Genomic DNA, 1,070 nt, shown 5'->3' with positions numbered 1-1,070 from the left:
GGTAGTGTTCATAATTCTGTGTCATTTCAGTAAAATATTCAAAAACAGGAATGACACATGACCCAACCTTTTAACTTCGAACAAGCCCTTAAAGATCTGCAATCAGGTAAAAGCCTCACAGGTAAAGACAGCATTCTTGGTCCACTGATCAAGCAACTCACTGAAGCGGCTCTCCAGGCTGAGCTTGAGCAGCATTTAGCGCATGATCCTCAGCCTAATCGTAAAAATGGCAAAACCTCTAAGACCATTAAGTATCCGTCCGGTAACTTTGAGTTAGACGCGCCTAGAGACCGCAATGGCACCTTTGAGCCTCAGTTGATTAAGAAAAATCAAACTACGCTAACCGATGAAATCGAACGTAAAGTGTTATCGATGTTCAGTATAGGTATGAGCTATCGCGATATTAATCAACATGTTGAAGATATGTATGGGCTCAATGTGTCTAACGCAACAGTCAGTGCTATCACTGACAAACTCATCCCCGAACTTAAAGCGTGGCAACAGCGCCCATTAGATAGCCATTATCCTATCGTTTGGCTTGATGCGATACATTACAAAGTCAAAGAGGATGGGCGTTACGTCAGTAAAGCCGTTTACACATTGTTAGCGCTTAATATGAAAGGAAAAAAGGAAATTTTAGGGCTTCACTTGTCCGAAAATGAAGGCGCTAATTACTGGCTATCCGTACTGACCGATCTTAATAATCGTGGTGTAAAAGATATTCTTATCGCCTGTGTTGACGGTTTGACCGGTTTCCCTGAGGCCATAGCCAGTATCTTCCCTCATACGGAAACACAGCTATGTGTTATCCACCAGATCCGCAACTCAATGAAGTATGTCGCCTCAAAAAATCAGAAAGCGTTTATGGCTGATTTAAAGCCTGTGTATCGAGCCGTGAGTAAAGAAGCCGCAGAGATGGCATTGGACGAACTGGAGGCCAAATGGGGTGATGCTTATCCGCTGGTAATCAACTCTTGGCGTCGCAAATGGCATAATTTGTCCCATTATTTTAAGTACCCAGAACATATCAGGAAAGTGATTTACACGACCAATGCGGTTGAGGCTGTGCA

At 43.3% G+C, this 1,070-nt stretch carries 1 protein-coding gene; it reads left to right on the top strand.

The genetic code is table 11. The annotated features are described in order from the left end of the window. Window positions 1-57 precede the first annotated feature (57 nt). The coding region (locus tag AEA42_RS05265; protein ID WP_055647171.1) for an IS256-like element ISSod4 family transposase at window positions 58-1,070 on the top strand (1,013 nt) is incomplete at its 3' end.

The organism is Shewanella sp. Sh95 (assembly GCF_001308045.1).
Taxonomy (GTDB): Bacteria; Pseudomonadota; Gammaproteobacteria; order Enterobacterales; family Shewanellaceae; genus Shewanella; species Shewanella xiamenensis.
Note: the sequence above shows the minus strand (reverse complement) of the source record. Positions and strands in the feature narration are given on the sequence as shown.